Origin of the sequence: Paraburkholderia sp. UYCP14C, from assembly GCF_004197395.1 — a bacterium.
In the GTDB taxonomy this organism is placed as follows: domain Bacteria; phylum Pseudomonadota; class Gammaproteobacteria; order Burkholderiales; family Burkholderiaceae; genus Paraburkholderia.
Genome location: NZ_SELS01000220.1, coordinates 1 through 1791 on the forward strand (window position 1 = coordinate 1; position 1791 = coordinate 1791).

Here is a 1791-nt window from a genome sequence, read left to right on the forward strand (position 1 = left end):
TTAATTCCATGCAACCTCAACTGATGAAAACGCGTCAGACCCGGCGGCCAGCCGCAACGCCTGCCGAACCCGGGTTCCCGGATGCCGATTCGCTGGCCGCGCTACGGGGCTGGTATGCAGGCCTTAGCTCCCGTGCCGCCGTCCTGCGCTATCTGCCCGATCACAAGACGTCGGGCCAGTCCGCGCGGGGCATGCTCGGCCGCATCCGCCGGCAGCTCATGGCGTTCGCGCAAAGCCGCCACCGGCCGGATCTGGCCGCAGTATTCCAGCACCTCCCCGAAGAGCGGCAGCGTCGGGCCAGCGCAGTCGAGCGCGCAATCAGAACATTGCCGTCGCTGACTGCGCCCCAACCCCAGATCAGCGACGACATCGACCGGTGGCTTGTGCCCCGGACTGTGAATGCCCTGCGCGCGCACGGCATTCACACGCTTTCCGAGCTCACCGTACGTGTCCCGCGTCGGCGCGGCTGGTGGCGAGCAATCGAAGGGCTCGGCGAGACTGGGGCGCGGCAGGTCGAAATCTTCTTTGCCGTGCATCCTCACCTGACCGAGCGCGCCCGTGCCCTGATTGCCGTTACGCAGCGCGGTGGCATCGTGCCGTGGGAGCAGTTGCGTCTGCCGCACGAGGTCGATGGTTCCCAAGGTAGCTTCCGGGCCCCGCGCGAAGCCTGCACGCTGAACGCGGTGAACGATTACGAAGCCTTACAGGCGTGGCTTGCGCTGCACGAAACTGCGGCGACGCAGTGCGCCTATCGCAAGGAAGCTGAGCGGCTGATCCTGTGGGCCATCGTCGAACGCGAGCGGGCGCTGTCGTCACTAACGACCGACGACGCGATCGCGTACCGGGCGTTCGTGCGTCGGCCGACGCCGCGCGAGCGCTGGGTCGGGCAGCCGCGACCGCGTGATTCCGTCGAGTGGCGACCGTTTGCGGGCGGCCTCTCGGCACGCTCGGCGGCGTACGCCCTCACGGTGCTGTCGGCGCTGTTCCGCTGGCTGATCGAGCAGCGTTACGTGCTCGCCAACCCGTTCGCCGGCGTCAAGGTCCGCGGCCACACCACGCAGCCCGCGCTCGACACGACCCGGGGTTTTACCGAAGGCGAGTGGCTGCTGATACGTGCGATTGCCGACGGCCTCGAATGGTCCTACGGCTGGTCGGAGCCAGCCGCGCAGCGGCTGCGCTTCCTGCTCGACTTCGGTTACGCGACGGGTTTGCGCGCCAGTGAACTGGTCGGTGCCATGCTCGGCAATATTCGTGTGGACGAGCACGGAGATCACTGGCTGCATCTGGTTGGGAAGGGCAGCAAACCCGGCCAGGTGGCGCTGCCGCCGCTCGCCCGTACCGCCCTCGACCAGTATCTTGTCCAGCGGCAATTACCCGTCACGCCGGCACGCTGGAATCCGAAAACGCCACTGGTCGCGAGCCTCGGCGAGGACAGAGCCGCCGGCATTGTGGGTTCACGACTGGGGCGCGTGATGCGCCGCTTCTTTATGCAGGTCGCCGACGTGATCCAGACCGACCACCCGGTCGCCGCCGACAAGCTGCGACGCGCGAGTCCGCACTGGATGCGCCACAGTCATGCGAGTCATGCGCTCGCCCGCGGGGCTGAGCTCACGAGCGTGCGCGATAATCTTCGTCATGCTTCGATCGCGACGACGTCGATGTACCTGCACGGCGACAAGATCCAGCGGGCACGGCAGATGAATCAGGCCTTTGCCGCCCGGAAATAGCGGCTAACCTGCTGAATCAAAAAGACTTCGAAAATTTCTGCGGTTCCGGCTTGGAACCCCTGTA

Annotated in this window: 1 protein-coding gene; it reads left to right on the top strand. The window is 66.3% G+C overall.

Annotation, left to right across the window (positions count from 1 at the left end):
* Positions 1-23: 23 nt before the first annotated feature.
* Positions 24-1727, top strand: coding sequence for a site-specific integrase (locus EVC45_RS44400; protein WP_129964336.1), 1704 nt, complete (start codon positions 24-26; stop codon positions 1725-1727).
* The last annotated feature ends 64 nt before the right edge of the window (positions 1728-1791 follow it).

Coding starts and splice junctions, on each gene's coding strand:
- EVC45_RS44400 (WP_129964336.1), top strand. CDS start 24: ATGAAAACGCGTCAGACCCGGCGGCCAGCCGCAACGCCTGCCGAACCC.